At 60.8% G+C, this 26,580-nt stretch carries 24 protein-coding genes and 1 pseudogene; 9 read left to right on the top strand and 16 right to left on the bottom strand.

Annotated elements, in window-relative coordinates:
* Nucleotides 1-343 precede the first annotated feature (343 nt).
* Nucleotides 344-1,384, top strand: a complete 1,041-nt coding sequence (locus JQ629_RS08330; protein WP_212412249.1) for a fatty acid desaturase — start codon at nt 344-346, stop codon at nt 1,382-1,384.
* A 186-nt stretch (nt 1,385-1,570) separates the two neighbouring features.
* Here the strand turns inward: JQ629_RS08330 and JQ629_RS08325 are convergent, their stop codons facing one another.
* Complete coding sequence (locus tag JQ629_RS08325; protein WP_212412248.1) at nt 1,571-2,554, bottom strand: ABC transporter substrate-binding protein; 984 nt, start codon at nt 2,552-2,554, stop codon at nt 1,571-1,573.
* A 423-nt stretch (nt 2,555-2,977) separates the two neighbouring features.
* On the opposite strand from JQ629_RS08325, the gene JQ629_RS08320 reads away from it, so the two are divergent.
* Nucleotides 2,978-3,964: an ABC transporter substrate-binding protein gene (locus tag JQ629_RS08320; protein WP_212412247.1), complete on the top strand. Its 987-nt coding sequence runs from the start codon at nt 2,978-2,980 to the stop codon at nt 3,962-3,964.
* A gap of 170 nt (nt 3,965-4,134) precedes the next feature.
* Nucleotides 4,135-4,611: a hypothetical protein gene (locus tag JQ629_RS08315; protein WP_212412246.1), complete on the top strand. Its 477-nt coding sequence runs from the start codon at nt 4,135-4,137 to the stop codon at nt 4,609-4,611.
* 426 nt (nt 4,612-5,037) lie between these two features.
* Here JQ629_RS08315 and JQ629_RS08310 read toward each other — a convergent pair whose 3' ends face one another.
* The 7 genes and pseudogenes from JQ629_RS08310 to JQ629_RS08280 all read right to left on the bottom strand — a co-directional run.
* Nucleotides 5,038-6,402: a tetratricopeptide repeat protein gene (locus JQ629_RS08310; RefSeq protein WP_212412245.1), complete on the bottom strand. Its 1,365-nt coding sequence runs from the start codon at nt 6,400-6,402 to the stop codon at nt 5,038-5,040.
* 194 nt (nt 6,403-6,596) lie between these two features.
* On the bottom strand, nt 6,597-6,854 hold the full coding sequence (locus JQ629_RS08305; RefSeq protein WP_212412244.1) for a hypothetical protein: 258 nt from the start codon (nt 6,852-6,854) through the stop codon (nt 6,597-6,599).
* Nucleotides 6,855-7,013: 159 nt separating this feature from the next.
* A complete protein-coding gene (locus JQ629_RS08300; protein WP_212412243.1) occupies nt 7,014-7,646 on the bottom strand; it encodes a flavin reductase family protein in 633 nt (210 codons plus the stop codon).
* A gap of 117 nt (nt 7,647-7,763) precedes the next feature.
* On the bottom strand, nt 7,764-8,369 hold the full coding sequence (locus tag JQ629_RS08295; RefSeq protein ID WP_212262966.1) for a TetR/AcrR family transcriptional regulator: 606 nt from the start codon (nt 8,367-8,369) through the stop codon (nt 7,764-7,766).
* An 18-nt stretch (nt 8,370-8,387) separates the two neighbouring features.
* Nucleotides 8,388-11,540 (bottom strand): efflux RND transporter permease subunit, encoded by a 3,153-nt coding sequence (locus JQ629_RS08290; protein ID WP_212412242.1) that lies wholly within the window; start codon nt 11,538-11,540, stop codon nt 8,388-8,390.
* 123 nt (nt 11,541-11,663) lie between these two features.
* Nucleotides 11,664-12,770, bottom strand: coding sequence for an efflux RND transporter periplasmic adaptor subunit (locus JQ629_RS08285; protein WP_211997729.1), 1,107 nt, complete (start codon nt 12,768-12,770; stop codon nt 11,664-11,666).
* A 245-nt stretch (nt 12,771-13,015) separates the two neighbouring features.
* A pseudogene (locus JQ629_RS08280) lies at nt 13,016-13,588 on the bottom strand (MFS transporter); the annotation flags it as partial.
* Between the two features lie 338 nt (nt 13,589-13,926).
* Here JQ629_RS08280 and JQ629_RS08275 point away from each other — a divergent pair.
* On the top strand, nt 13,927-15,117 hold the full coding sequence (locus tag JQ629_RS08275; RefSeq protein WP_212412241.1) for a GTPase domain-containing protein: 1,191 nt from the start codon (nt 13,927-13,929) through the stop codon (nt 15,115-15,117).
* Nucleotides 15,098-15,526, top strand: coding sequence for a hypothetical protein (locus tag JQ629_RS08270; RefSeq protein ID WP_212412240.1), 429 nt, complete (start codon nt 15,098-15,100; stop codon nt 15,524-15,526). The genes JQ629_RS08275 and JQ629_RS08270 overlap by 20 nt, the downstream gene beginning before the upstream one ends.
* A gap of 44 nt (nt 15,527-15,570) precedes the next feature.
* Here the strand turns inward: JQ629_RS08270 and JQ629_RS08265 are convergent, their stop codons facing one another.
* Both JQ629_RS08265 and JQ629_RS08260 read right to left on the bottom strand, forming a co-directional pair.
* Entirely contained in the window at nt 15,571-16,740 is a 1,170-nt protein-coding gene (locus JQ629_RS08265; protein ID WP_212412239.1) for a winged helix-turn-helix domain-containing protein, read from the bottom strand.
* A gap of 57 nt (nt 16,741-16,797) precedes the next feature.
* Nucleotides 16,798-17,028, bottom strand: a complete 231-nt coding sequence (locus JQ629_RS08260; protein ID WP_212262649.1) for a hypothetical protein — start codon at nt 17,026-17,028, stop codon at nt 16,798-16,800.
* 503 nt (nt 17,029-17,531) lie between these two features.
* On the opposite strand from JQ629_RS08260, the gene JQ629_RS08255 reads away from it, so the two are divergent.
* The gene (locus tag JQ629_RS08255; RefSeq protein WP_212412238.1) at nt 17,532-18,161 is read left to right on the top strand and encodes an OmpA family protein; all 630 of its coding nucleotides are present in this window, start codon (nt 17,532-17,534) and stop codon (nt 18,159-18,161) included.
* A 213-nt stretch (nt 18,162-18,374) separates the two neighbouring features.
* Here JQ629_RS08255 and JQ629_RS08250 read toward each other — a convergent pair whose 3' ends face one another.
* On the bottom strand, nt 18,375-19,583 hold the full coding sequence (locus tag JQ629_RS08250; RefSeq protein WP_502752651.1) for a phospholipid carrier-dependent glycosyltransferase: 1,209 nt from the start codon (nt 19,581-19,583) through the stop codon (nt 18,375-18,377).
* Nucleotides 19,584-19,867: 284 nt separating this feature from the next.
* Between JQ629_RS08250 and JQ629_RS08245 the strand changes: the two genes are divergently transcribed.
* Together JQ629_RS08245 and JQ629_RS08240 are read left to right on the top strand one after the other, a co-directional pair.
* Nucleotides 19,868-20,590, top strand: coding sequence for a FecR family protein (locus tag JQ629_RS08245; protein WP_212412236.1), 723 nt, complete (start codon nt 19,868-19,870; stop codon nt 20,588-20,590).
* 2 nt (nt 20,591-20,592) lie between these two features.
* Nucleotides 20,593-21,789 carry a hypothetical protein gene (locus JQ629_RS08240; protein WP_502752606.1) on the top strand — a complete coding sequence of 399 codons (1,197 nt, stop codon included), beginning with the start codon at nt 20,593-20,595 and terminating at the stop codon, nt 21,787-21,789.
* A gap of 114 nt (nt 21,790-21,903) precedes the next feature.
* Here JQ629_RS08240 and JQ629_RS08235 read toward each other — a convergent pair whose 3' ends face one another.
* Nucleotides 21,904-22,335 (bottom strand): VOC family protein, encoded by a 432-nt coding sequence (locus JQ629_RS08235; protein WP_212412234.1) that lies wholly within the window; start codon nt 22,333-22,335, stop codon nt 21,904-21,906.
* A 212-nt stretch (nt 22,336-22,547) separates the two neighbouring features.
* Nucleotides 22,548-23,093: a cupin domain-containing protein gene (locus tag JQ629_RS08230; protein WP_212412233.1), complete on the bottom strand. Its 546-nt coding sequence runs from the start codon at nt 23,091-23,093 to the stop codon at nt 22,548-22,550.
* A gap of 133 nt (nt 23,094-23,226) precedes the next feature.
* On the opposite strand from JQ629_RS08230, the gene JQ629_RS08225 reads away from it, so the two are divergent.
* A complete protein-coding gene (locus tag JQ629_RS08225; protein WP_212262665.1) occupies nt 23,227-23,442 on the top strand; it encodes a CsbD family protein in 216 nt (71 codons plus the stop codon).
* Nucleotides 23,443-23,533: 91 nt separating this feature from the next.
* Here JQ629_RS08225 and JQ629_RS08220 read toward each other — a convergent pair whose 3' ends face one another.
* From JQ629_RS08220 to katE, 3 genes are all read right to left on the bottom strand, one after another.
* Nucleotides 23,534-23,992, bottom strand: a complete 459-nt coding sequence (locus JQ629_RS08220) for an FKBP-type peptidyl-prolyl cis-trans isomerase (RefSeq protein WP_212412232.1) — start codon at nt 23,990-23,992, stop codon at nt 23,534-23,536.
* A 108-nt stretch (nt 23,993-24,100) separates the two neighbouring features.
* Nucleotides 24,101-24,436, bottom strand: coding sequence for a low affinity iron permease family protein (locus JQ629_RS08215; RefSeq protein ID WP_212412231.1), 336 nt, complete (start codon nt 24,434-24,436; stop codon nt 24,101-24,103).
* 8 nt (nt 24,437-24,444) lie between these two features.
* Nucleotides 24,445-26,580: a catalase gene (gene katE, locus JQ629_RS08210; RefSeq protein ID WP_212412230.1), complete on the bottom strand. Its 2,136-nt coding sequence runs from the start codon at nt 26,578-26,580 to the stop codon at nt 24,445-24,447.

The following is a 26,580-nucleotide window of genomic DNA, read 5'->3' as shown; positions in this document are numbered from 1 at the left end:
CAGCCGACCGGTACTGTCCTGGGGCGCCCCAAAACGCATCGCATGACTGCTTGGCGGGACCACTTTGGGAAATTTGGTTCGCAAGAACGGCCTCAGTGCGGGGAACACTGAGGCCATCTATGTAGGATGCCTTGGGCAGGAAGGCGATCCATGCAACGTCAAGGACCCTAACAAACATTTGTTCCGCCGGGTTGTTGGATGGTGAAGCAGCGGAGACGGCACCCGCTCAAATCAATGGCCTATGAGCAATTCTGCTCAGTCCATCTGTTCGCCCAGTGCTACTTCTCGCCTCTCTGGCAGCACGATCGCGCGGCCGTCTTATTCCTGAGGGCGAAACATCGAAATGGTTCAAAGCTCACCAGAAACCCGCGCATTGGCGCACCTGCTTGCCCGCTATCGCGAACCAAACAGCAGGCGCGGATTATTTGAGCTGGTGATCACGGCAGTGCCCTTCCTTGTCATTTGGACGCTGATATGGACGGCTCTCGACCACGGCTGCTGGATTGGCCTGCTGCTGGTGGTACCGGCGGCGGGCTTCCTCGTCCGCCTCTTCATGATCCAGCACGACTGCGGCCACGGGTCGTTCTTCTCGGGCCGCCTTGCAAACGATTGGGTCGGCCGAGCCATCGGTGTCGTGACGCTAACGCCGTACGATCACTGGCGACGAAGCCATGCACGCCATCACGCAAGTTCGGGCAATCTCGATCAGAGGGGGGTCGGCGACATTGACACGTTGACGGTGCGTGAGTTTCAGTCGCGGCCGCGATGGCGTCAGATCGCTTATCGGGCGTACCGCCATCCGATCGTGATGTTCGGCGTCGGTCCCACGTTTTTGTTCATCTTGCAGCAACGCCTGCCGATAGGGATGATGCGAAGCGGCTGGATGCCATGGCTAAGTACGATGGGCACGAACATCGTCATCGCGATTCTGGTCGCCGCTATGATCCGGCTGGTCGGCTTTGGGCCATTCATCCTCATACACCTCCCGATCACGGCTCTGGCGGCGTCGATCGGTGTATGGCTGTTCTTTGTTCAACACCAGTTCGAAGACACCTCCTGGTCCCACGACGAGCATTGGAGTTTCCACGAGGCTGCGCTTCATGGCAGTTCCCACTATCACTTGCCGGGTGTTTTGCGCTGGTTCACGGCAAACATTGGCGTTCACCACATCCATCACTTAAGCAGTCGAATTCCCTGCTACCGGTTGCCTGACGTGTTGCGGGATCATCCGCAGCTCATCGCCATCGGGCGAATTACGTTGCTTCAAAGTTTACGGTGCGTGCGAATGGCTTTGTGGGACGAGAAACGGCAGCGGCTGATTTCGTTTGAAGAGGCGGCGGTCCGGCGGGATTGTTCTGGACGGGATGCCACCTTCTCGACGTAAGCGAAGCGCGTCTTCGGATGCCTCCGTAGACCGGCAGGCTCAGATGTTCCAAATGTCTGAGTTTCGTCATTCGCGTCGATGCTGGCGTGCCCGTCGATGTCCGCCCACCGGGGCCGCTCGGACATGCCGGGCGGATCGCGCCATGGCCGACAAGTGCCAACAACGGACTTATGCACTCCAACAAGCTCACTCAATCACTTCGTCGGCGCGGCCAAGCAGCGAAGTTGGTACACCAAGGGCCAGCGCCTTTGCTGTCTTCATGTTGATGACGAGTTCGAATTTTGTGACTTGCTGGACCGGCAGGTTTTCCGGCTTTTCGCCGTTCAGAACCCGGCCAAGATAGTCGCCCACCTGTCGGCGGGCCTCGGCGTAGTTCGGTCCGTAACTTACCAATCCGCCATCAGCAGCGAATTCACGAATTGGATAGAGTGCCGGTATGCGGTGTTGAGCTGTCAGACCAGCAAGGCTTTCGCGGTTTCGAAGCATCAATGCGTCGGCCGAAATCAACAACGCATCCGGCCGCACGCCAGCCATCCTTGCGAAAGCCTCCTTGAAATCATCAGGGCCTGCTGTCTCGACACGGAGCAGCTTCACTCCCAAGGTATCAGCCGCCAGTTCCAATCTCCTCAGAGTGTCCTCGTACCCTGATACGAGGCTTGTTGGATTATAGAAGAACCCAATGGACTTCGCCGTCGGCACCAGTTCACAAAGCAACTGCAGCCGTTTGGCCATTACCTCTACATTGAGAACTGAAACCCCCGTCGCGTTGCCGCCCGGTCTGTTCAGGCTTACGACGAAACCGCTTGCCACAGGGTCAAAACCGGTCAGAAAAATGATCGGAATTGACGTGGTGGCAGCCTTGGCGGCGATGATTGAAGGCCCTGCAAAAACAGCGATGGCATTTACGCGATGCCGAACCAGATCACGGGCCAACTCACCTAGTCGGTCCTCGTGACTATCGGCGCAACGGTATTCAAGCGCGAGATTTCGGCCCTCGACATAGCCCATTTCGGCCAAGCGGTCCTGGACCGAACCAAAATTTCTCCGTGCCCCCTCGAGCGATCCAACGTCAAGGACGCCCAGCGTCCGCGAAGCCGCCTGTTGTCCCAGAGCAGGAAGCGACCACGCGGCCGCGCTCCCAATTGCAGCGATGAACTCGCGCCGCCTCATCGATTTTTCCTCGGCCAACGACCGGCATTGTAGCCACTCCGACCGGCCATCTGGAAGTAGGCAGATTGAAGTCCAACAAATTCGGCTGTGGGTCATTCGCGTCAAATCTGATCTCCCCGCCGATGTCCGGTTAGCGGAGTATCTTCGGACAAGCGCCGTAGCCCGCAGGTCGGCTCAATTCGCTGACCGGCTGAGAAGCGCCACAACCGGTCCCTCTTCCCGCTTCGGATTCGCACGAACTTGGTGTAGCTTGCCGCGAGATGCCAGCCAGGGCGCGCCGAAGCCCCGTTGGTTCACTGGTGCCGATGGCGGCCGAAGAATTCTATTAGGTCGGTGGCAGGCGGCGAATGCCGCTGCCGTTCGCGTGTTGGCGTGCGCCCGCCACTGCGTTGCGATTTCGCAATCCTCATTTGGGAGGATAAAATGCGACGGCGCGATTTTGTTTTCGGTTTTTCGGGCGCGGCTCTTGCGATGCTGGACAACGCGCGCGCCCAACCCGCTGGGCGGGTATGGCGCGTGGGGACTGTCGGGCCGGAGCCGCGTGACAGGGGTCAATATTTGTCCGACGCCTTTTCACAAAAATTGGCCGAGTTCGGCTACCAGCAAGGGCGCAATGTTGATCTGACCGTACACTTCACTGAACCCCGCATCGAAAAATTCGCGGAGCTTCTTGTTCCTTTGGTTGCCAATCTCGACCTTTTGGTTGTTTGGAGCACGATCGGTCTCATCGCCGCCAAGAAAGTTGTTCCTCCCGCTCTGCCGACAATTTTTCTTGGTGTGGGCGATCCGGTGCGCATAGGCGCCGTTCAGAGCCTTTCGCACCCTGGAGGAAACATGACCGGGGTGACCTATGAGTCGGCGACCGAGACATGGGCAAAGCGAATTGAACTCCTGAAGGAGATCGTGCCCAATCTTGACAGAGTGGGCGTTCTCAAAGCGGGAAATGATCCAAATTCAGCATACGCCATGGCTTCGCTGGAGCCGTGGCTGCCAGCGCTCGGTGTCACATTGGTAGCCGTGGATTTTACGTCGGCCGACGAGCTGGACGCTGCATTCTCAGAAATGATGCGAAACAACGTCAAAGGCGTGTTGGTGATTTCGGGAGCTCTTACTTTCGTCAACGGCAAGCGGATTTCGGAGCTCGCTTTGGAGCATGGATTGCCGTCCGTTCACGGATTCAGGGAGACCGTTGCATTGGGAGGATTGGTGAGCCTCGGACCGGAGCTTGTCGCAATAGCCCGGCAGGGGGCGCGGCTCGCAGACAAGATCATGAAAGGCGAGAAACCGGCCAATATCCCCGTGGAAGAGCCTACCGTTTATGAAGTATGGCTCAATTTGCGCACCGCGCGCGTACTCAACATCACGATACCAGCGTCCGTGACCGCCCGCGCCGACCGTGTGATCGAATGAGCCACGAGGCTCGTAAGGCGGATTGAGGCGACCCGAAGCTTGGGGCTCGCCATCAACTACCGCGCCGGCGCGTGCGAGTGACGTTCATCACAGTGGCTCCGTGCAGACCAGGTGTAGATCACGAACAGGGACGGATGGGACCGGCCGACGGCGAACGGGGATTATCAGCTATGACAACACGCTCCGACAACCATTGTAGAGACTTCGGAGATGCCGACCATAATTTGCGTCGCGCGCGCATAGCCGGTTATGTGCTGCTTGCCGGACTTTTTCTTGAGGTTGTGAGCTGCATAATTTGGTTTCATGGCGTAGAGACCTTCGCTTCGTTGATATGCGTCGCGTTGGTGGCCGGAGGTGTCGCGGGCGAGATCTTCTTTGAATACAAGGCCAGACTGGCCGACAAGGGCACGCCCATCGTCGCCGCACCACCCATCAGCAAGGTTGATCAACCGGCGCCAGACCGCAGCTATTCGAGGAGCAGCGTGAACAGGACAGGCCCGCACTTCAGCATCGGGCTCGGCGAACTCCTTCGCAATCGCAATACGCCGTCTTTGCCGAACAATTCCAGGCTGCGGTCGCCATTTCCTGAACGAGCTCGCAGAAGCCTGCCACTGCGCCGCTGGCGAGAGCGCTTTGCGTCAAGCTAGAAAAGCTCGCAGGAGCCGACCGGTCCGGAAGCCCCAGCAAGGGTACGCGGGAGCCGGACCATCGCACAGGCGGCGCGTGTAAGCGCCCGCTGGACGGCCGGGTTTTGGCTATTAGTATGGGTGCGGGGAAACGAGGGATAGCCAATGCTGTTCAAGAGATTTCGACGGGCCGTCGAACCCAGTCCCAGCAAATGGAAGCGAATAGAGGAAACACCGATACCGTTGAGCCTCGGTCGGATCTGGCTCGTTGATATTGATGGCAGTATCACGCGGGCGATGGCATTTACCTGGCCGATCCTCAAACGCCGCGAGCCGCGCAAATATCGGTTCTGGATGTCTCGTGAGCCTCACGCACGAGAACCTTCCGCTGAAGCTATTGCGGCTCTCAGAGTGCTTAAAGCCAAATAGGCCGGCGCCGAGCCTCGATCACGGAAAGCGCGAGGCTATCTCAATCGCCAACCGCGCGCTCTGCATCACCAGACGTGACATTTTCTCAAGCAGGCTCCGCTGCTCGGCTGCGACCTTGTAGAGACGAGCCGCTTCCTGCTCATTCTTTTCCAGGCCGCCGCGCCCCTGTTCGTAGAACAGCCCGAGGTTTTGTTGCGCTGTCGGGTTCCCCTGCTCCGCGGCCAGCTTGAAGAGGCGAGCGGCCTCGCTGTCGTCTTTTTGCAGGCCGCCAATACCCTCGGCGTAGAAGTGCCCGAGACTGACCTGAGCGCTGGCGCTTCCCTGTTCGGCGGCGAGCCTGTAGAGACGGGCGGCCTCGCGGTCGTCCTGTTGCAGTCCGCCACGACCCTGCCTGTAGAAGAGCCCGAGGTTGAATTGCGCGGCAGGATTTCCCTGCTCCGCAGCCAACTTGAAGAGGCGAGCGGCCTCGCGCTCATTCTTCTGCAAACCGCCCAGGCCATCGTCGTAGAAATTCCCGAGACTGAGCTGCGCGCTGGCGTCGCCCTGGTCAGCGGCGAGCTTGTAGAGGCGCGCGGCCTCGCGCTCGTCCTTTGGCAGTCCGCCATGACCCAAGCTGTAGAAGAGCCCGAGGTTGTATTGCGCTGTCGCGTCTCCCTGGTCCGCAGCAAGTTCGAAGAGACGAGCGGCCTCGCGCACATTCTTTTGCAGTCCGCCAAGGCCCTCGTCGTAGAAGGAGGCGAGATTGACCTGAGCGCTGGCGTATCCCTGGTCGGCGGCGAGCTTGTAGAAGCGGACGGCCTCGCGGTCGTCCTTTTGCAATCCACCACGGCCCTGGTCGTAATAGAGCCCGAGATTGTATTGCGCCGTGGCGTCGCCCTGGTCCGCAGCGAGCCTGTAGAGGCGAGCGGCCTCGCGGCGATCGTTCGGCAGTCCGCCGGCACCCTCGCTGTAGAAGTGCCCGAGACTGACCTGAGCGCTGGCGAATCCCTGATCGGCAGCCAGCTTGAAGAGGCGGGCGGCCTCGCGGTCGTCTTGTTGCAATCCGCCACGTCCCTCGTCGTAGAAGACGCCGAGATTGTATTGCGCCACGGGATTTCCCTGGTCCGCAGCGAGCTTGAAGAGGCGCGCGGCCTCGCGGTCATCGTTCGGCAGGCCGCGCCCTTGCGCATAGACGATCCCGAGATCGACCTGCGCGCCGGCGTCTCCCTGGTCAGCGGCGAACTGAAGGATAGCAGCGGCCTCGCGGTCGTCCTTTGACGGTTCGTCACCATCCTGCTCTTGGTGCACCGGATCGTTTGACGGCGCCTGCGTCGCAGCGCCATACGCCAACGGAAGCGCAACCACGAGCATGGCTGTGATGGAGAACAAAGCCCGCTTGTTCATGTTCATCTCTAAAGCCAATCTGGCTGGATCAAGGGAGAAATCATTGCTGGCAACTGGCCCGCGTGGCCGACCGGAAAATTAGTCGCGTCCAGTGCCAAGCTGGTTCACGACCAGCCATTGTCATTCAGGCCGATCGGCGTGAGCGGACATCTTCGGCCCGGCGGCAAACTCCGAAAAGTGCCGACAGCGGATGCTCAGCTGTTTGGGAGCCACCAGCCGAATATCGCAACAACGACGCACGCAGCCAGCGTGATCAAATTCATGCCCATCGATAGCCAGTAACGGACCGGCGCTTCGTCTTTCTGGAAAATCCAGGTCTCGTAGTCGAGAATATCCTCGCCCTCGAGCTCGATTTTTCTTTCGACGAGGCCATTCCATAATCTGCGGCTGCAATCGAAGCAAAAATAAATCGCGACAAGGCGAGCGACGATCTCACAAAGGAAAAACTGCATTCGACACCCGTCATCAAGCGCTGCTTCGATGACCAGGCCGCAATCGGCCGGGTCACGGCAGTCGTTGCATCCGCGCTACACGGTTTGGGTGTGGCTGGACCCGATGTTGGTTCAATTGCAGGAACGATTAGCGGACCCCGCGAGCGCGGGGCGAGACGATCAATCCGGGCGGATCATCTCGAACATGTTTTCCGGCTTGATCTCGAAATAATCGCCGCTGCGGCCGGCGCGGACGATCGGGCGGGCCAGCGCGGTCTGGTAGACGCCGTCCTTGATCATGGCCTTGTCGATGTGGACGGCGACGACTTCGCCGAGCGTCAGCCAGGCCTGCGCCTTGTCGCCATTGGCGCCCTGCAGCTGGATGATCTGCGTCAGCCTGCACTCGAACGACACCGGGCTTTCGGCAACGCGCGGCACATTGACGAGCTTGCCGGGTACCGCCGTGAGGCCGGCGATATTGAACTCGCTGACGTCGCGGGCGACGTGGGCCGCGGTGGCGTTCATCTGCTGCGCCAGGTCCATGGTGGCGAGATTCCAGACGAACTCCTTCGTCTCCTGGATGTTGGCGGCGCTGTCCTTCCAGTTGGTGGAGGAGAAGCCGATGATCGCAGGCTTGTAGCAGAACGCGTTGAAGAAGCTGTAGGGCGCCAGATTGACGTTACCCTTGGTATCGCGCGACGAAATCCACCCGATCGGGCGCGGCGCGATGATGGCGTTGAAGGGGTCGTGCTTGAGGCCGTGGCCCTTGGCGGGTTCGTAAAAATGCAGGTCTTTGGGGCTCTTGGCATCCATTAGGGTTGTTCCTTCAATCGCAGGGTCGGCAAAGCGTAGCGCGCCCACCAACCTAATTGAAGTAGGAATGGTGGGCACGGCGCATGCGCCTTTGCCCACCCTACGTCGGAAATCCGGCTATTTCGCCTGCCGCGGCTCCAGCGCGCGGAACAGGAAATCGATCATCTGGTCGATCGTGGCGGTAGGCTTGTTGACGGCCTGCGCGATCATCTGCGGGTGGAAGAAGCGGATCATGCCGGTGCAGGTACAGAGCGCGGCCAGCGGCAGGTCGGGGGCCTCGAACTCGCCGGACGCCACGCCCTGCCCGATCACCTCGCCGATCATGCCGGTGACGCACTCGATATGGGCGACGCAGACGTCCCAGTCCTCCTCCATCGCAATCGCGACCATCTCATGCAGCTTGTTATCGCCGACATAGCGCTCCGAGTTCATGCGATTGACGGTCGTGAGCAGCTCACGCAGCCGCTGCTTGGCCGGACCGGGTCTCGCCACGATCCGCCGCGCCTCGGTCTCGACCTCGCCCATCAGGGTGCGCGCCACGCCTTCGTGGATCGACTTCTTCGAATCGAAGAAGCGATAGACGTTGGCCGGGCTCATGCGCAGTTCTTTGGCGATGTCGGCGACCGTCGTCTTCTGGTAGCCGAGCTGCCGGAACAGACGCTCCGCCACCACGAGAATACGTTCCCGCGTGTCGGTTTCCACATTTTCAGCAATCAGCGTCATGTCAGAACCAATGTTCAATTATTCCGCCGCGTCGGCAAGCGGAAATGCGAGCGGAGACGTGCTCATATCCTTGGCGGCATGCTGCGGCGCAAGATCGGGCTGCTTGGTTTGGCCGCTTTCTTCCAGGCCCTTGCGGAACCAAAGCGCGTAGAGGCCCGGCAGGTACAGCAAGGTCAGGAAGGTTGCAACGAACAAACCGCCCATGATGGTGATCGCCATCGGGCCCCAGAAGGCCGAACGCGACAGCGGGATCATGGCCAGGATGGCGGCCAGCGCCGTCAGGATCACCGGCCGGGCCCGCCGCACGGTGGCTTCGACGATGGCTTCCTTGCGCGTCATGCCATGGGAAACGTCGGTCTCGATCTGGTCGACCAGAATGACCGCGTTACGCATGATCATGCCGGCCAGCGCGATCAGCCCGAGCAGCGCCACGAAGCCGAACGGCTGGCCCGCGATATTGAGGCCGAGCGAGGCGCCGACGATGCCGAGCGGCGCCGTCAAGAACACCAGGATCAGGCGCGAGAAGCTCTGCAGCTGGATCATCAGCAGCGTCAGCATGACAAGCGCCATCAGCGGAAACAGCACGGCGATCGAGGCGTTGCCCTTGGCGGATTCCTCGAACGCGCCGCCCGGCTCGATCCGGTAGGCCGGCTCGAGGCTGTCGCGGATCTGCTGCAGTTTCGGCCAGATCTGGTTGGTGACGTCGGGCGCCTGCACGCCGTCGGCGACGTCGGTACGCACGGTGATCGCCATGTCGCGGTTACGCCGCCACAGGATCGGCTCCTCATGGGCGTATTCGATTTTTGCAATTTGCTGCAGCGGCACGGCGACACCATTGCGTGAGGTGACCGTGAGGTCGCCGACATGGCCGAGATCGAGCCGCTCGGAGGGCACCGCGCGGGCGACCACGCCGACCTTCTCGATGCCGTCGCGGATGGTCGTCACCGGCGCGCCCGAGATCAGCATGCTGAGCGCCTGCGAGACGTCCTGCGGGGTCAGACCCAGCGCACGGGCACGGTCCTGATCGACCACGAGCTTGAGGTAGGGCGACTGCTCGTTCCAGTCGAGCTGCGGCTCCAGCGCATTGGGATTCTGCCGCATCACGTCACGCACCTGATAGGCGATGTCGCGGACCTTGTTGGGATCGGGGCCGATCACGCGGAACTGGACCGGGAAGCCGACCGGCGGGCCGAAATTGAAGCGGTCGATGCGCACGCGCGCCTCGGAAAGGTCGCCGCCGGCGACCGCCTTCTCCAGCCGCGCCTTGATACGCTCGCGGGCGTCGACGTCCTTGGAGACGATCACGATCTCGGCGAAGGCCTCGTTCGGCAGCTGCGGGTTGAGGCCGAGCCAGAACCGCGGCGAACCCTGGCCGACATAGGAGGTGTAGGTCGCGATGTCCTTGTCGTCCTTGAGCAGCGCCTCGGCCTTCTTGACCGACTTCTCGGTGACGTTGAAGGCGGTGCCTTCGGGCAGGCGCAGCTGCAGGAACAGCTCGGGGCGTTCCGACAGCGGGAAGAACTGCTGCTGGACGTTGCCGAAGCCGACGATCGAGAGCGCGAACACGCCGACCGTTGCCACCACCACCTTGATGCGGTGGTCGACGCACCACTGCACCATGCTGCGCAGGATGCGGTAGACGCGGGTCTCATAGACCGCGTGCGGATCGTGGTTGTGGTGGACCTTGATGTTCGGCAGCAGCTTGACGCCGATATAGGGCGTGAAGATCACCGCGACGAACCAGGACGCCACCAGCGAAATCGCCACGATCCAGAAAATGCCGCCGGCATATTCGCCGACCGCGGAATTGGCAAAGCCGATGGGGAGGAAGCCAGCGGCCGTGACCAGCGTCCCCGTGAGCATCGGAAACGCAGTAGATTCCCAGGCAAAGGACGCCGCGCGGACGCGGTCCCAGCCCTGCTCCATCTTCACCACCATCATCTCAACCGCGATGATGGCGTCGTCGACGAGCAGGCCGAGCGCGATGATCAGCGCGCCCAATGTAATACGGTGCAGATCGATCGACATCGCGTTCATGACGATGAAGACGATCGCCAGCACCAGCGGCACCGACATCGCCACCACGATGCCGGTTCGCCAGCCAAGCGCCAGGAACGAGACGAACAGCACGATCGCGAGCGCCTCGACGAAGGAGTGCACGAACTCGCCGACGGCACGCTCGACCACCTTGGGCTGGTCGGCGATCTGCTCGACATTGATGCCCTGCGGCACCGCCTTCATGAAGTCATTGGTCGCGTTCTCGACTTCCTTGCCGAGCTCGAGGATGTTGGCGCCCTTGGCGGTGACCACGCCGATACCGAGCGCGGGCTTGCCTTCCTGGCGCGCCTTGAAGGTCGGCGGATCGACGAAGCCGTGGGTGACGGTGGCGATATCGCCGAGGCGGAAGATCCGGCCGTTGCTCTCGACCGGCGTCTCGGCAACCGCCTTGGCGCCGTCGAGCGCGCCGGTGACGCGCAGCGGCACGCGCTGCGAGGAAGTTTCCACCGTGCCGGCCGGCGTGACGTTGTTCTGCTTGGCCAGCGAATCGAACAGCGCCTGCGGCGTGATGCCAAGCGTCGCCAGCTTGGCGTGCGAGAACTCGACGAAGATGCGCTCGTCCTGGGTGCCGTAGAGGTTGACCTTGGTAACGCCATTCACCTTCAGCAGCCGCTGGCGCATGCCCTCGGCGGCCTTCTTCAGCTGCGCGTAATCGGCGCCCTCGCCGGTCATCATATAGAGGATGGAATCGACGTCGCTGAATTCGTCGTTGACGACGGGACCGAGCAGGCCTGATGGCAACTGGCCCTGCACGTCGACCAGCTTCTTGCGGAGCAAATAGAACAGATACGGCACTTGCGCCGGCGGCGTCGAATCCTTGAACGTGACCTGCATCGCGGTGAACGCGGGCTTGGAATAGGTCTGCACCTTCTCGAAGTAAGGCAGTTCCTGCAGCTTCTTCTCGATGGGATCGGCGACCTGGGTCTGCATCTCCTGCGCCGTGGCGCCCGGCCAGATCGCGGAGACGTTGACGACCTTCACGGTGAAGAACGGATCCTCGGCGCGGCCGAGCCGCTCGTAGGAGAAGTAGCCGGCCACACCCAGCGCGATCATCAGGAACAGGATCAGCGTCGGATGACTTACTGCCCAGCCCGACAGATTGAAGCGTTTCATGTCACTCTCCAAATTCCTAACGGTCTTTATCGGGCGTCATTGCGAGGAGCGTAGCGACGAAGCAATCCATGCATCCGTTATGCCGCGCTATGGATTGCTTCGCTCCGCTCGCAATGACGGAGGCTAAAACGACAGCGACGAGACGACCCGGACCTTCTGGGCCGGATCGAGCTTCTGCACGCCGAGCGCCACAACCTTGGCGCCTTCAGGCACGCCGCCGGTGATGACGACGGAATTGCTCTCGTAGGATTTCACGACGACCGGCTTCAGCGTCACGGCGCCGGCATCGTCCACGATGTAGAGCGAGGGATTGCCGCCCTGGCTGTACAGCGCCGACAGCGGCAGCTTCGCGACGTTCTCGGTGGCGGGATCGGACAGCGTCAACGTTGCGGTCATGCCGAGCGAAACGCTGTCGCCGGCGCCGGGCAGCGAGAACTTTGCCAGATAGGTGCGCGTTGCGGGATCCGCCGTCGGCGCGATCTCGCGCAGTTTTGCGACGTACTTCTTGTTGGCGTCCGACCACAGCGTGACGGAGGCGGCGCCATCCTTGGCGCGGCCCACCAGAGTCTCGGGGATCGCGACCACGGCTTCCTTTTCGGCAAAGCGCGCGACACGGACCGCGGTCTGGCCGGAGGCGACCACCTGGCCGGCGTCGATCAGGGTCGCGGTGACGACGCCGCGGGTATCGGCGACCAGTGTCGCATAAGAGAGCGAGTTCTTGGTCAGTTCGACCGAACGTTCGGCACGATAGAAGCGCGCGCGGGCCTCATCGGCGGCGGCGCGGCTCTGATCCATTTGCGCGTCCGTGGTCCAGCCCTTGGCGCGGAGATCCTTGGCGCGCTGCTCGGATGCGCTAGCCTGCGCCAGCACGCCGGTCGCGGCGCGGTATTCCGCTTCCGACTGCTCGGCCTGCAGCTTCAGATCGACTTCATCGAGGGTGGCGAGCGGCTGGCCGACATCAACGGTCTGGCCGACTTCCACGAGGCGCTTGGCGACCTTGCCCGGGACCCGGAAACCCATGTCGGTCTCGATCCGGGGCCTGATGGTGCCAACAAAGCTGCGTTCCGGCGTTTCCGCCTCGTAATGCACGGTGGCGACCAGAACCGGACGCCCGGGAGCCGCCTTTTCGGCCGCCTTTTCATTGCAGCCGGTCAGCGAAAACACCGCCAACGCCAGCGCCGCTCCGGTCAAGAGCTTGTAATAGCTGGAAAAAATGGATCGGGCGAACATCGGTTTCTCCATCGGCTACATGCTGATGAAGATTATTGAATGTTCACTGACGAATGTCAATATTCGTCAGTGAACACCAATTCGTGAGTTAACGGGTGTAAAGGAGTCCAACTTTCCCGTCGCCCCTGCGGACGCAGGGGTCCATAGCTACGAATACTGATGAGACGAAAAGGGTCACTGGCCACCTGCCCTTTACCGAGGCCGCGGCGTATGGGCCCCTGCGTTCGCAGGGGCGACGGGTAAAGCTATTTCCCCTGCTTCGCCCCGAACTCGGTCTTGGTGTCGTGCCCGGCCAGAAACACCAGCAGCCCCGCCGCCAACGGCAACAGAGAGAGCACCAGCAAACCCGTCGACGTGCTGCCGGTCGCCTCCTTGACCCAGCCGACCAGATACGGCCCGCCAAAGCCCGCGAGATTGCCGATCGAATTGATCAGCGCGATCGCGCCGGCTGCGGCGGTGCCCGACAGCCACGCCGTCGGCAGCGTCCAGAACACCGCGAAGGTACAGAACACGCCGATCGCGGCGATCGTCAGCAGCACCATCGTCGTGACGGGATCGGTGATGTAGCTGGAGGCGCCGAGCGCGACGGCGGTGAGCAGCAGCGGCCCACCGACATGGGCGACGCGTTCGCGCGTGGCGTCGGAGTGCCGAGCCCACAGGATCATCGCGATGGTCCCGAACAGGAACGGGATCGCGGTGACGAAACCGGTCTGCGCATTGCTGAGGCCGAATGCTTTCACGATCTGCGGCAGCCAGAACTGCATGCCGTAGAGCGCACCGACGAAGCCGAAATAGGCTAGGCTCAGCATGAGCACCTTCGACTGCCCGAGTGATGTCGGAAAAGGAGGTCATGATCGGCTTGCGGTTCGCGGCGCACAATAGCGAACGCTCGCTAGCATGCAGTCCACCTAACCCCCGTTATGGCTGGCGCGCGTAGAGACGGCGTTGCCCCGCACTTCAAGCGCCGGGTGGTCGCGGACATCGAAGGCTGGACGCCTAGGCCGCAATTTCTCTTGTCAAACCAATGGGAACCCGTCAACCTAAATACAACTTGAACTAGAGTTCGGTTTCGATTTTGAGAACGTCAACGATCCGCAGCGGCGTATTACCTGAACCATTCAGTCCATCGGCATTCGCGCTACCTTGGAGGCTACTCGTGTCGAAGTCATTGCTTTCAATTATTCTTGCGCTCGTGATCAGCGGATCGGCGGCAAACTATTCCAGAGCTCAACCCAAACAACCAGCGCCTCCAGCGGTCGCGCAGCCCGTTTTGCCGGACATCACCAAAATCGATCGGGGCTGGTGTGAGAAGCTGATAGCTACGCCTCTCGTCTGCCAAGAGGGAGTGCCCGGGGTCGCTTGCCGAAGCGTAAAAGATGCCTCGGATGTAAAATGCAAGGAGATTTTGAAGGAGTGGAGTATTTTCGACTATTTACCGAAAGGATCAGCGGAAAAGTTCGTAGAATATGCTGCGCTCATACTTTTCGCAGTCTTCGGCCTTGCGGTAGCAAACCTAGTTGCTTGGATTAACGCAAGAAAGTCTCAAGCAATCGCACGGCAATCAACCGAACAGGTTGTGAAATTAGAAAACCGCGCCCTTGATCCCTTCTTTAATCTTCCAGTCGATTTTGATCAGCACGCTACAAACATGATACTAATTGGAGAAGGCGGCAGCGGCAAAACGACCCTCCTACATGCACTTTCAGGTGCGGCGGAGGCTAAGCCCGATGTCGCAACGGCCGAACTGTGTACCTACACGCTCGTTCACGAAGTTTCCATCGAGCAAAAGGGAAACAAGATTCGACGATTGGTTAGAATCTATTCCGACGATTACGTCGGGCAAAATTGGGTTCAGGGAGCGCAAAATGCATTGGTGAAAGAACGCCAAAAGTTGGTTAGGTCATCAACACTAGTGATCGTCGTCGATCTAGTTGGCCCTGGATCAAAGACGGATCCCGCTAAACGGCATGATAAAGCTCAATCTCGCCGGATCCGCGAGCAATTGGAGATCTATAATGATCCTGCAATTCAGAATTTAGCCCATCTCCTCGGTTCACAAGGGCAAATCATCTTGTTCATCAACAAGATCGATCTTATTTACCCCATTACAGACGAGCGTATCGCGGAGGCAAGGTTAGGATACAAATCACTCATTGACCGACTCGGCGACCTTCACGGCATCAGACTCCGTGTAATAGTTGGATCAGCAGTAACGGGCCTCGGCGTTGTTGGTTACGATGATGGGCATGAGGAACGAAAAAGCTTACTTAAGCTCGTTATCGACCATGCGGAAAAGATCGACGTAAATCAGATCAAGGTGGTTCAAGATGGCAAGTCGAAACCCTAGGGGTAGAAGGCCCGCCGACTTCAATTATCCAAAGTCTGAAGAAGATGAACCATCGCTTGAACGATCCTCGTCGTACGATGACTATGAGGTGGCCCACCGGCGTTTTTCACCCTCACGACTCAATTCGTTCGGTAGGATTTTGCTGCTTTGGCTTACGTTGATTTGGGGAGGTTTTGCGGCCGGATACTGGACGCAGGCCCTGCTGGGTCCAGATCGGAAAAGTGTGACGGATTTTGAAGCGTTGCTGCGCAGCGCTCAATTGGATCTTAAGAAGGTTAGTGATGAAAATGGAAAATTAAAAGAAGCGAATTCAAACCTAAAAGAAGCCAGTGATGCCTTTGTTGGCCTTTGCGCTGATGATCCAACGATTAGCAAATCTTGTCCAAGAAAGAGACGAAATCGCGAGTGACGTCTGGTTGGGACTGATGCGTTGCGCTTTGCTCATTCGTCCCCTCACTCCGCCAGTTGAAACCGCTCGAAGCGATGCAGCTCTTCCTCGATGCGGCGCTTGAGCTCCTTGCGCGGAGCCTTCGCGGCGCCTTTGCCGACCCAGTTCCATTTCTGCATCAGCAATTTCTTTTCCTTGCGGTCGGTCTTCAGATCGATCGCGGCGACGATGTCTTCGCCGACCAGCACCGGCAGCGCGAAATAGCCGAACAGGCGCTTTTCCTTCGGCACATAGGCCTCGAAACGATGGCCGTACTCGAAGAACAATTCGGTGCGCTTGCGCTGGATGATCAGGGGATCGAACGGCGAGAGGACGTGCACGAGGCCGCCATCATCCTCGCCTGCGCCTTGCTCCAACGTCTCGGCCCGCGCCCAATGCTCCTGCTTGCCCGCGCCTTCGATGGCGACCGCCACCATCTCCTTGCGGCGGACGCGCGCCTCGATCAGGCGGCGGACCGCGGCCTTGCTCGGCGCATCGAGATGGCAGATCGAATCGAGGCTGACGAGTCCCTGCGCGCGCAAGGCGCGGTCGAGCAGATAGGTGGTCGTCTCGAGGTTCGATGCCGGCTTCGGCGGCTTGTCCCAGCCGAAATGCCGCGTCATCAGCTCATATGTCTTCAGCATGCCGGTGCGTTCGGAAATGGTGACCGCGCCGGTATAGAACGCCAGCTGCAGCGCGCGCTTCGACGGCTTGCGGCTCGCCCACAGATGCTCCTTCTCGGTCAGCACGTCGTCCTCGATGTCGCGGATGGTCAGCGCGCCGTCCCGCTTGAGCAGCCGCATCACCTTGCGGGTGTCGGCCGGGCTGACGGACGCGAACCATTTATGGCCCTCGCGCTTGTGTAGCTTCATGCCGGGTACGAAGAAGCGAAAATCCTTCGACGGCACATAGGCCAGCGCATGGGTCCAGTATTCGAACACGCTCTTGTCGACGCTCTGGGCCTGCCGCAGGTCCGCGCGGCGATAGTTGGGAATGCGGCTGAAGAGAATGTGGTGGTGGCAGCGTTCGATCACGTTGATGGTGTCGATCTGCACATAGCCGAGATGCTCCACCGCGGCGGCAGTGGCTGCTGGCCCCTCGCCGAACGGGTCAGGCGTATCGAGCTGCTGGGCACGCAGCCAGATTCGCCGGGCCTCGGCCTTGGTCAGGGGGTGGGGTTTTGTCGCGCGGGGCATCGCCCGGCAATGTAATCGGATTCGCTCATCGGAGGAGTCCCGGATTTGGGAGCGAAATCAGCGTTTCGGCCGTTGAGTAACGCTGCCGGTAGCGATATCCGCCTCGCAGGACGCCTTGCCATGGTCCGGGGCGCGGCATTTGTAGACGCTGCCGGTCAGGCGATCGACCAGCCACGCGCTCTCTTCGGTCGGACCGTCGAAGGCGGTATAGCGGGTGCCGAGCGCGTTGATGAACGTCGACAGCAGGATCGCCGCCGCGATCATCGCCGCGCCGATCAAGGTCGGCATTGAACTTGCCGAGCCCGTGAGCTCCGGTGGAACGTTACGATAATTTTGATACTCGCGTTGACGCTTTACCGACTGAAACACCCGCCCGCCTGCTTCTTGCTTGCCCAAACCTTTTCTTGGATTTTCTTTTGGGATTTTCTCGTGGAGAATGGTGCTAGGTGCCCATCATGCCGATTTGTTGTTCGCAGATCGGCGCTGACGCGACGGCATTGCGACCAGCAAACAGCAAAGAGGAAGCCGGGAAGCGGCGCGGGTTCGCTGATACCTGCAACACGAGACAATTGCGTTTTGGATCGCGGGCGGCTGGCAAGCGCCCTCTACAGAAGTCGCAGGGAACACAGTGATCTAGATCACACAGAGTAACAGGGTGGACCCAAATCAACGGAAGCCAGCCGCTTTGAACGTGACCTAGATCACGTTGGCCGGTTTGAACCTGTCTTATCTTCGCAGCATCAAACCGCCAACCAGCCAATATGGCAGGCGTAACAGTGAGGAAGACGACAATGACCCGCTTTAATGGATTTTCCATCCTGACAATCGGCGCCGCGCTGTCGATGACGGCGGGCGTGGCGTTTGCCGGTGAGACCGTCTCGGCAGACAAGATCCTGAACGCCCTGAAGCCGACGTCGGCAACCCGCAGCCTTTCGATGGGCCCGCAGGCCAATACCGCCGCGCAGGCCAAGGAAGCCAGCTTCGTCGATACGCTGCGCAATCGCAAAACCCGCTCGCTCTCGCTCGGCGAGCGCCAGGAAATTGCCGAGCTCGCCGCGACCAAGCCGAAGATCGATCTCGAAATCCGCTTCGACTACAACTCCGCCGACATCAGCAAGAGCTCGATGACGGCGGTGCAGGAACTCGGCAAGGCGCTTTCGGACGCCAGCCTGAAGGGGTCGACCTTCGTGGTTGCCGGTCATACCGATGCGGTCGGCAGCGACGGATATAACCAGGACCTCTCCGAGCGCCGCGCCGATACGATCAAGAAGTTTCTCACCGAGCAATATGGCCTCAACGCCTCCGACCTCGTGACCGTCGGCTACGGCGAGACCAAGCCGAAGGATCCGAACGCGCCGATGGACCCGGTCAACCGCCGCGTTCAGGTCGTCAACATGGATACCAAGACCGCGTCGAAGTAAGTTCGCGCGCTTCGATCCGCCTGCCGGAAACGGCAGGCGGATTTTGCGCGCTTGAATGCGGACCAAATCCATCGTCGTCCCGGCGAAGGCCGGGACCCATAACCAGCGGCCCATGAAGAGGGCAAGACGTCAGCCATCCCCCGTAACAATTATCGCCGCGGAGTATGGGTCCCGGCCTTCGCCGGGACGACTCGTTGAGAGAGCTACGCCATCCTATATCCAGTTCTGGAAAATCATCAGGCGGTTGAACGTCGCCATCGATGTTTCCACGAACCCGGCCGAGATCGGCAGCATTGCAACGAAGCCCGCAAACCCTACCGCGACAAAAGCCCATAGCAGCCAGCGTGGCGTGTTGCCGCGACGGAGCGCATAGACCAGCACGAAACTCGCGGTGGTCGCGGCCGGCAGATAATAATAGATGAAGCCGAGCGTTCGCGGCAGCAACGCCCATGCGAGATACGGGCCGACATAGAACGCCAGCACCAGAAACGCATCCGCCCGCCGCGTCACGATCCAGTCGCGCAGGCAAACCAATAGCGCGATCAGCGCCGGCCACAGGATCAGGGGATTGCCGAGAAACACCACGGCCGAAATCCTGTCGTCGCCGACCTTGTCGAACAGATACCAGACCGGGCGCACCAGGAACGGCCAGGACGGCCACGAACTCATATAGGTGTGGCCCGCGATCGCGGTCGTGGTGTTGTCGCTGAAAATCCGCCGTTGCGCTTCGATGATGTCAGGGACCGACAGGCCGTAGAGCGGGACGAAGGTCGACAGATAGGCCAGCGCCGGGATCAGCAGGAAGCAGGCCGCGAAATGCCAGGCCTTGAAACCGGGCCACAGGTCCGGCCGGTACCAGTCATCTTCATTGCCGTCGGCAAATTGCGTACGCCAGCCTTGCAGGAGGCGGATCACCGCCACGATGACGACGCAGACCGCGAGCACGAACAGCCCGCTCCATTTGCAGCCGATCGCAAAACCGCAACACAGCCCGGTCAGCGCGAACCACAGATGCGGCCGCTGCTGCCGGAAGCCGTGCATGAACGCGGCGATGGCGAACAGGCTGAACGTCAGCGCGAAAATATCCAGCATCGCGATCCGCGATTGCACGAACAGCATCTGATTGAAAAAGGCGAGCAGGCTCGCGGCGATGGCCGGCCCCTGCGCCGCGAACAATGCGAGGCCGCACAGATACACCGCGACAATGGCGAGCGCGCCTGCCAGTACCGCCGGATACCGCCAGCCCAGCGGCACGTCGCCGAAGGTGTGGATCGACAGCGCGATGAATTGCTTGGCCAGCGGCGGATGCATCGGGTTGAGCATCGGCTGCGGCATCACGGGCAGCAGCATCTGCCGCGCCGCCGGCACGTAGTGCACTTCGTCGAAGTAGAACTTTTCGGGCGTGGTGATGCCGATCAGCATCGCGAAATGCGCGAAAAAAAACAGGGTACCCGCGATGATAGCGGTGCGCGCAATCGTCTGATTGGCAATAGAGGCTGGTGATTCTGGCACTGTCTTCACGAACCGAATGAAATTACGGCAAAATTGAGTGTGGTCGGTACAGATTTTTATGTCCATCGCATTGAACGCGATTCGAATCCGACGGCACTAACCGACGGGCTAGTAAGGCGCCGCTTGTGATAATTCTGCCACATCGCTTGCGCGCGCGATCCGGTACGATGTCGGGATAATCGATCGGCTTTGAAATGAAATCGCGTAACTTCTCTTTTTTTCTTTTTGTGCTTGGCGCAATCGCGGTGCTGGCGGCAAGTCCGCTTTCAGCACAAACGCGCGTCGGCGAAGCCGCCGTCGTCAAGAACCAGGTTCTCCGTGTTGCCGGATCGGCAACCAGCCAGCTCAATGTCGGCGATGGATTGCTGCGCGACGAAATCGTGCGCACCGGCCTCGATAGCGCCGCGCGGCTGGTGATGTCCGACAGCACCAACCTTTCGCTCGGGCCGAGCGCGTCGCTCAAGCTCGACCGCACCGTGTTCGACGACGAGACCCATTATCGCGACGTCGCGATCCGCCTGACCTCCGGCGCGTTCCGCTTCGTCACCGGCAATTCGGAAAAAGCCGCCTACAAGATCACGACGCCGCTTGCGACCATCGGCGTCCGCGGCACCACGCTCGACATCCTGTCGCAGCGCGGCCAGACCGTCGTCAACTTAAGGGAAGGCCAGGCGTCGGTCTGCACCGTCAGCTTCGAATGCGTCCAGCTCACCAGTCCCGGCGATACCGCCGTCATCACCCTGAGCGGCGGCAAGACCACCATCAAGAAGACCAACAACCCGCCATGGACCTTCGCCAAGACCTGCAGCGCCGCGGCGGGGCTTTGCAGCGCGACGCAATATGCCAACGCCTCGCCGACGGTGACGCCTCCGGTCGATGACGGCAGCGATCCCACCGGCATGCTGTGTGGACGTTGACCATGCAGAGCCGGACCACGAGTTTCATCGCATCCGTCGTGCTGGCCGCGGGGGTTTTGTTTTGGCTGGCGCCGATGCAATCGGCATCCGCGGTGGCAGCCACGGCAACGATTTGCGGAACGAATCCCTCGCCCTCGCCGTCACCTTCCCCCTCATCCACGCCCACAAATAACCTGACAGTCACGGCGTCCGATGAAGTCGTGCCGTGTCCCGCGGGTTCGTCGACCCCAACGCCAACGCCAACGCCGACCCCGACACCCATTGCGTCGCCAACGCCGACACCAACGCCGAGTCCAGGCCCAACCGGCGCGGATTCCAGCGCGGGATCGATCAACGATCTGGCCAAGCAGCGCTTCAACCAGATGATCACCAACCGCGTGCTCGGCACCGTGCTGCTCGGCATCAACGAACAGGTCAATTGCGGCGATTGCGTCAGCGCCTTCGGCTCGGCGGGGTCGTTCTCGGCCGGCATTCACGGCCGCAAGAACCTGACCGCCAATCTGTCGCTGCTGGCGGGCATCGCCTACACCCATTACAGCGAAGGCGGCTACAGCGTCACGGCGGCCCCGATCGGCGCGTTCGCGCTGCGTTACGATTTCGCCGACTGGGGATCGTCACGGCCGTTCTTCGACATCGGCGCCATCCTGACGCCCTATGAGAAGATACGCTATCGCCGCACCTATGCGACGAGCCTGGGGGCGGTATCCCTGGACAGCCACACCACCGGCGACAATTACGGCGTCTATGGCCGCGCGGGCTGGATCAGCCGGCTGTCGCCGCGCGACGAGGTCGCCGCCTCCGTCGAGGTCTGGCAATTGTGGCAGCGCGTGAAGGGCTATACCGATCCCGCCGCCGCGTTCAATCCGTTCGACGCCTCGATCGCCGGCGGCACCGACAAGACCAATCTGGTCAAGATCGGCGGACAGTGGACGCATCTGTTCGGCAACAATGTCGAGGCCAATATCAATGGCGGGTTCGTGCAATCGTTCGGCACGCAATCCGGCATCGTCGCCACCGTGACCGGCAACGGCACCGTGGTGCCGACGATCGGAAACCAGGGCTGGTTCGAATATGGCGGCCGCCTCGGCTTCCGGATCAGCAAGGGCTGGGTCGCCGACCTCTTCGTCAACGGCACCGCCGGCCCGCAGCCGGTCGGCAACACCCTGCATGGCGGCGTCGGCTTGCGGATCACGTACTAGCTGGGAATGTAGGGTGGGCAAAGCGCAAGCGTGCCCACCCACCCAGCGCGAGAAATGTAGATGGTGGGCACGGCGCTTTCGCGCCTTTGCCCACCCTACGCATTCAAGGCGAGATCAGGCGTTGGCCGCAGCCGGTTGCGCCGCGTTCGCGGCCGCGACGTCCATCCACATCACTTCCCAGATATGGCCATCGGGATCCTCAAAGCTGCGGCCGTACATGAAGCCGTAATCCTGCTTCGGGCAGGGATCGACGCCGCCGCCCGCCCTCTCGGCCTTGCCGACGACATCGTCGACTTCCGCCCGGCTGTCGGCCGAGACGCAGATCAGAACCTCGCAGGAAGTTTTGGCGTCCGCGATCTTCTTCGGCGAGAACTGCATGAACTTTTCATGGGTCAGCAGCATCGCGTGGATGGTGTCGGAGAACACCATGCAGGACGCGGTGTCGTCGCAGAACTGATCGTTCTTCACGGCGCCGATCGCCTGGTAGAACGCGGTGGCGCGGGCAAGGTCGGTGACCGGCAGGTTGACGAAGATCATTTTGGCCATGAATGGGCTACTTTCGAGGGGTTCGGATAGAGGACGAATGAGCCGGCACCGATCCGACATCGGTTTTGGAGATTTTTTCGGTCCGATTTTCCGTGTCATGGCGGGGCTTTGCCAGGACTTCGACAAACTAACTTCGGCAAACCAATAGCGAAATGCCCGGCACGAGGCCGGGCATGACAACTTTAACCGTCATCGCGAGGGGCGACGAGAAGTTACGATTTCTTCTCCGCGGGATCCCGGTGCACGGGATCGACCCACAGCACGGTCTCCGGCTTTTCGATCGGCTCGATGTCGAGGTTGATCGCGACAGCTTCGCCGTCGCTGCGCACCAGCACGCATTCCAGCACCTCGTCGCGGCTGGCGTTGATCTCCTGGTGCGGCACATAGGGCGGCACAAAGATAAAATCGCCGGGCCCGGCTTCGGCGGTGAACTGCAGTTGCTCACCCCAGCGCATCCGCGCCTTGCCCTTCACGACATAGATGATGCTTTCGAGATGGCCGTGATGATGCGCGCCGGTCTTGGCGTCGGGGCGGATCGTCACGGTGCCCGCCCATAATTTCTGGGCGCCGACGCGGGCGAAATTGATCGCGGCCTTGCGGTCCATGCCCGCGGTCGACGGCACGTTGGGATCGAGCTGATTGCCGGGAATGACACGGACGCCATCATGCTTCCAGCGCTCGGTGTCGTGGCTGTGCGAGTGATCGCCGTGAGAATGATCGTGCGAGTGATCATGTGGATGGTCGTGAGAACCTGACATCGCGCTGCTTTCCGTAAAATCGTTCGGTGGCCAAGCGTACATAAAAACGTGAACAGAAACCAGCGTTTAGAGTGAACCGCTGGCGCATTGGTGCGTTGCCCTATCGAAGTACAAACATCAAAAGGAATGTTCCATGGGTAGCACGGCAGACAAGGTTAAAGGCGCCACCAACGAAGCCATCGGCAAGGCCAAGCAGGGCATTGGCGAAGCCACCGGTTCTGAGCAACTGCAGGGCGAAGGCGTGATCCAGGAAGTCAAAGGCAAGGGCCAGAAGGCGATGGGCGACGCCAAGGAAGCCACCAAGGAAGCCATCGACAAGGCCGCCGCGGCGGCGAACAAGAACCTCTGATCGCGCTGACTGCGTGAAACTGAAAGACCGGTCCTTTCGGACCGGTCTTTTTTTGTTTGCACCATCGGCCGCAGCAAGCGAGAAGCGGCGGTTACTTCACCGCCAGCAATTCGACATCGAACATCAGCGTGGCGTTGGGCGGAATGACGCCGCCGGCGCCGCGCGCGCCATAGCCCAGCGCGGGCGGAATGATCAGCGTGCGCTTGCCGCCGACCTTCATCGAGGCGACGCCCTCGTCCCAACCCTTGATGACACGGCCCTGGCCGATCGGAAAATCGAACGGCTCGTTGCGGTCGACCGAAGAATCGAACTTCTTGCCCTTCTGGCCATTTTCATAGAGCCAGCCGGTGTAGTGCATGACGCAGGTCTGGCCGGGTTTCGGTGACGCGCCGGTGCCGACCGTGCTGTTGATAATCTGCAAACCTGAAGCTGTGGTCATGGGTTTTCCTGCGGTCTGGGCCGATGCCGGGGCCGGAATAAGGGTTGAAGTAGCAGCCGCCGCCACGGCGGCAAACGCGCTCTGAATGATCGTGCGTCTGGAAGATCGCATCTCGTTGCCTTTCTGGATAAGTCGGAGCGTGTCTAGCGCAACGGAGCTGGTGTTGTCACCCCGTCGGCGCAGCCAAATATGCATGGAATCGGCGCGCATCCGGCGTGGTCAATCGGCATCCTTCCTCACTTCTTTATCCCGATGCCGCTCGATCTCTTCAGGCTCCTGCTCGTCGAGGTGAGTAAGCTCCGACCTTGCATCGCAATCCACGCGCAAGAGCTCATCCAGCTTGGCATGGAGCGCCAGATTATCGCGCCGGTTCGTGCGCTGGATGAACAGCGTCATCATGAAAACCGCCAGTGTGCCGACGGCCTCCCAACCGAAGCTATCCCTGGCAAAGGCGAACCACAGCGCACCGTAGGCGATGACCCCAAGGAAGGCGGCGGGGTGTCCCGCCGCTTGCCCGATATGGGTTGTCCAATGCTGCTCGGGTACCTTCGCCATCGCCCCTGCTATTTCATCTTGACGCCGGGTTCCCGGCCCCAAACCCGCAATTGACCGAGCCTGCCGACAAAGCCTGCCACGTCCTTTGCCGAAGCCAGCGAAATGAAGCCTTCGTCGATATCGTCCTCGGCGATCCCGGCTTTCCCAAACAGCGGTGTTGCGGCTTCCACGTGACCGATGAACTTGCAATGGGCGAACGCGTCGGCGACGAAATCCCGCACGGTGGATTCCTGCAGCAGATCGTCCATTGCCGCAGCCGCCGGCAGCAGCGCAACCGCGTCGTACAGTACGGAGGGACCGCCATCGATCATCTGATCGGCCTCGATCCAGCTGCCGTCGCCGGCCTTGGCTCCTCCCACCTTCGGGGCGATGATTTCGAACGTGGCGCCTTCCTTGGTGAGCGCCTTCTGCAACGCTCTCAGCAAAGCCGCATCAGTGCCGTCGGTGACGAGAATACCGAGCTTGCGGCCTTCGAACCGTTGCGGCCCGTTCTCGACGATGCTGAGCTTCGGCGACGCATCGAGGTCCTGCCGCGTCGGCATTGCCGCAGCGGCCGGCTTGGGCATCGCTTTCAGCCCGAGCCCTGTGCCGACCCTGCCCGCCAGCGTCTCGTCGATGTTGAGCAAATGCGACACCATCCGTTCGCGAATGACAGGGATTTTCACCTTGCTGAGTTCGAAGGTCAGCGCCGCCGCGATATGATGCTGCTCGCCGCGGGTTTGGCTGATCAAGAACTGCCGCGCCTGGCTGTAGTGATCGGCGAAGCTCTCCGCGCGCAGGCGGCGTTTGGCGCCCTGCTCCACGTCCGCAAATGGCACGAAGCCGCGCTGCGGGGACTCGCGCGGTCCTTCGCCGAACGAGTTCGGCTGATAGTTGACGCGCCCGACCGGGTTGCGCATCGCCATATGACCATCCTGCTGGAAATGAGCGAACGGACATTTCGGCGCGTTGATCGGAATATGGGTAAAGTTCGGGCCGCCCAGCCGCTTCAACTGGGTGTCGAGATAGGAAAAATTGCGCCCCTGCAGCAGCGGATCGTTGGAGAAGTCGATGCCGGGCGGCACGTTCTGGGTCATGAACGCGACCTGTTCGGTCTCGGCGAAGAAATTATCCGGCATCCGGTCCAGCACCAGACGACCGACCGGGATCGGCGGCAGCATTTCTTCCGGAATGATCTTGGTGGGATCGAGCACATCGAACTCGAAACGATCCGCGAAAGCCTGATCGAACATCTGAAACTGCAGTTCCCATTCCGGAAAATTGCCGGTCTGTATCGCCGTCCAGAGGTCGCGGCGATGGAAATCCGGATCGGCGCCATTGATCTTCACGGCCTCGTTCCACAACACAGACTGCAGGCCGAGCTTGGGCTTCCAGTGGAATTTGACGAACGTCGACTCGTTCTTCGCATTGACGAGGCGGAATGTATGAACGCCAAACCCTTCCATGAAGCGGAACGAGCGCGGGATGGCGCGGTCCGACATCACCCACATGATCATGTGCATGCTTTCGGGGGTCAGGCTGATGAAGTCCCAGAAATTGTCGTGGGCGGATTGGGCCTGCGGAAACGCGCAGTCCGGCTCTTCCTTCACCGCATGAACGAGGTCCGGGAACTTGATCGCGTCCTGGATGAAGAACACCGGAATGTTGTTGCCGACGATGTCCCAGTTGCCTTCCTGCGTATAAAGCTTGACGGCAAACCCGCGCACATCGCGCGCCAGATCGAACGAGCCCTTTGCGCCCGCCACCGTCGAGAACCGCACAAAGGCCGGCGTTCGCTCGCCGGCGCGCTGAAACAGGTCGGCACGGGTGTATTTCGAAAGCGGCTTGTAGTTCTCGAAGAAGCCGTGTGCGCCGTAGCCGCGGGCATGAACCACCCGCTCCGGAATGCGCTCATGGTCGAAGTGGAAAATCTTCTCGCGGAAATGAAAATCTTCGAGCAGCGTTGGTCCGCGGGGGCCAATCTTGAGCGAGTTCTGATCGTCCGACACCGGGCCGCCCTGGGCGGTGGTCAGCACCGGCACATCAGCCGTCGCAACCTGATGCAGCTCGCCGCCCTCGCCGCGACTGAGTTTCTGATCGTGAATCGTTACCGACCGGGCGGATATTGCTTTATCGTTGACGGCGGACTTTGAAGATTTGACCAT

Origin of the sequence: Bradyrhizobium sp. AUGA SZCCT0222 (assembly GCF_018130205.1) — a bacterium.
Taxonomy (GTDB): domain Bacteria; phylum Pseudomonadota; class Alphaproteobacteria; order Rhizobiales; family Xanthobacteraceae; genus Bradyrhizobium.
The sequence above is the reverse complement of the archived record's forward strand: the minus strand, read 5'-3'. Positions and strand labels throughout refer to the sequence as shown.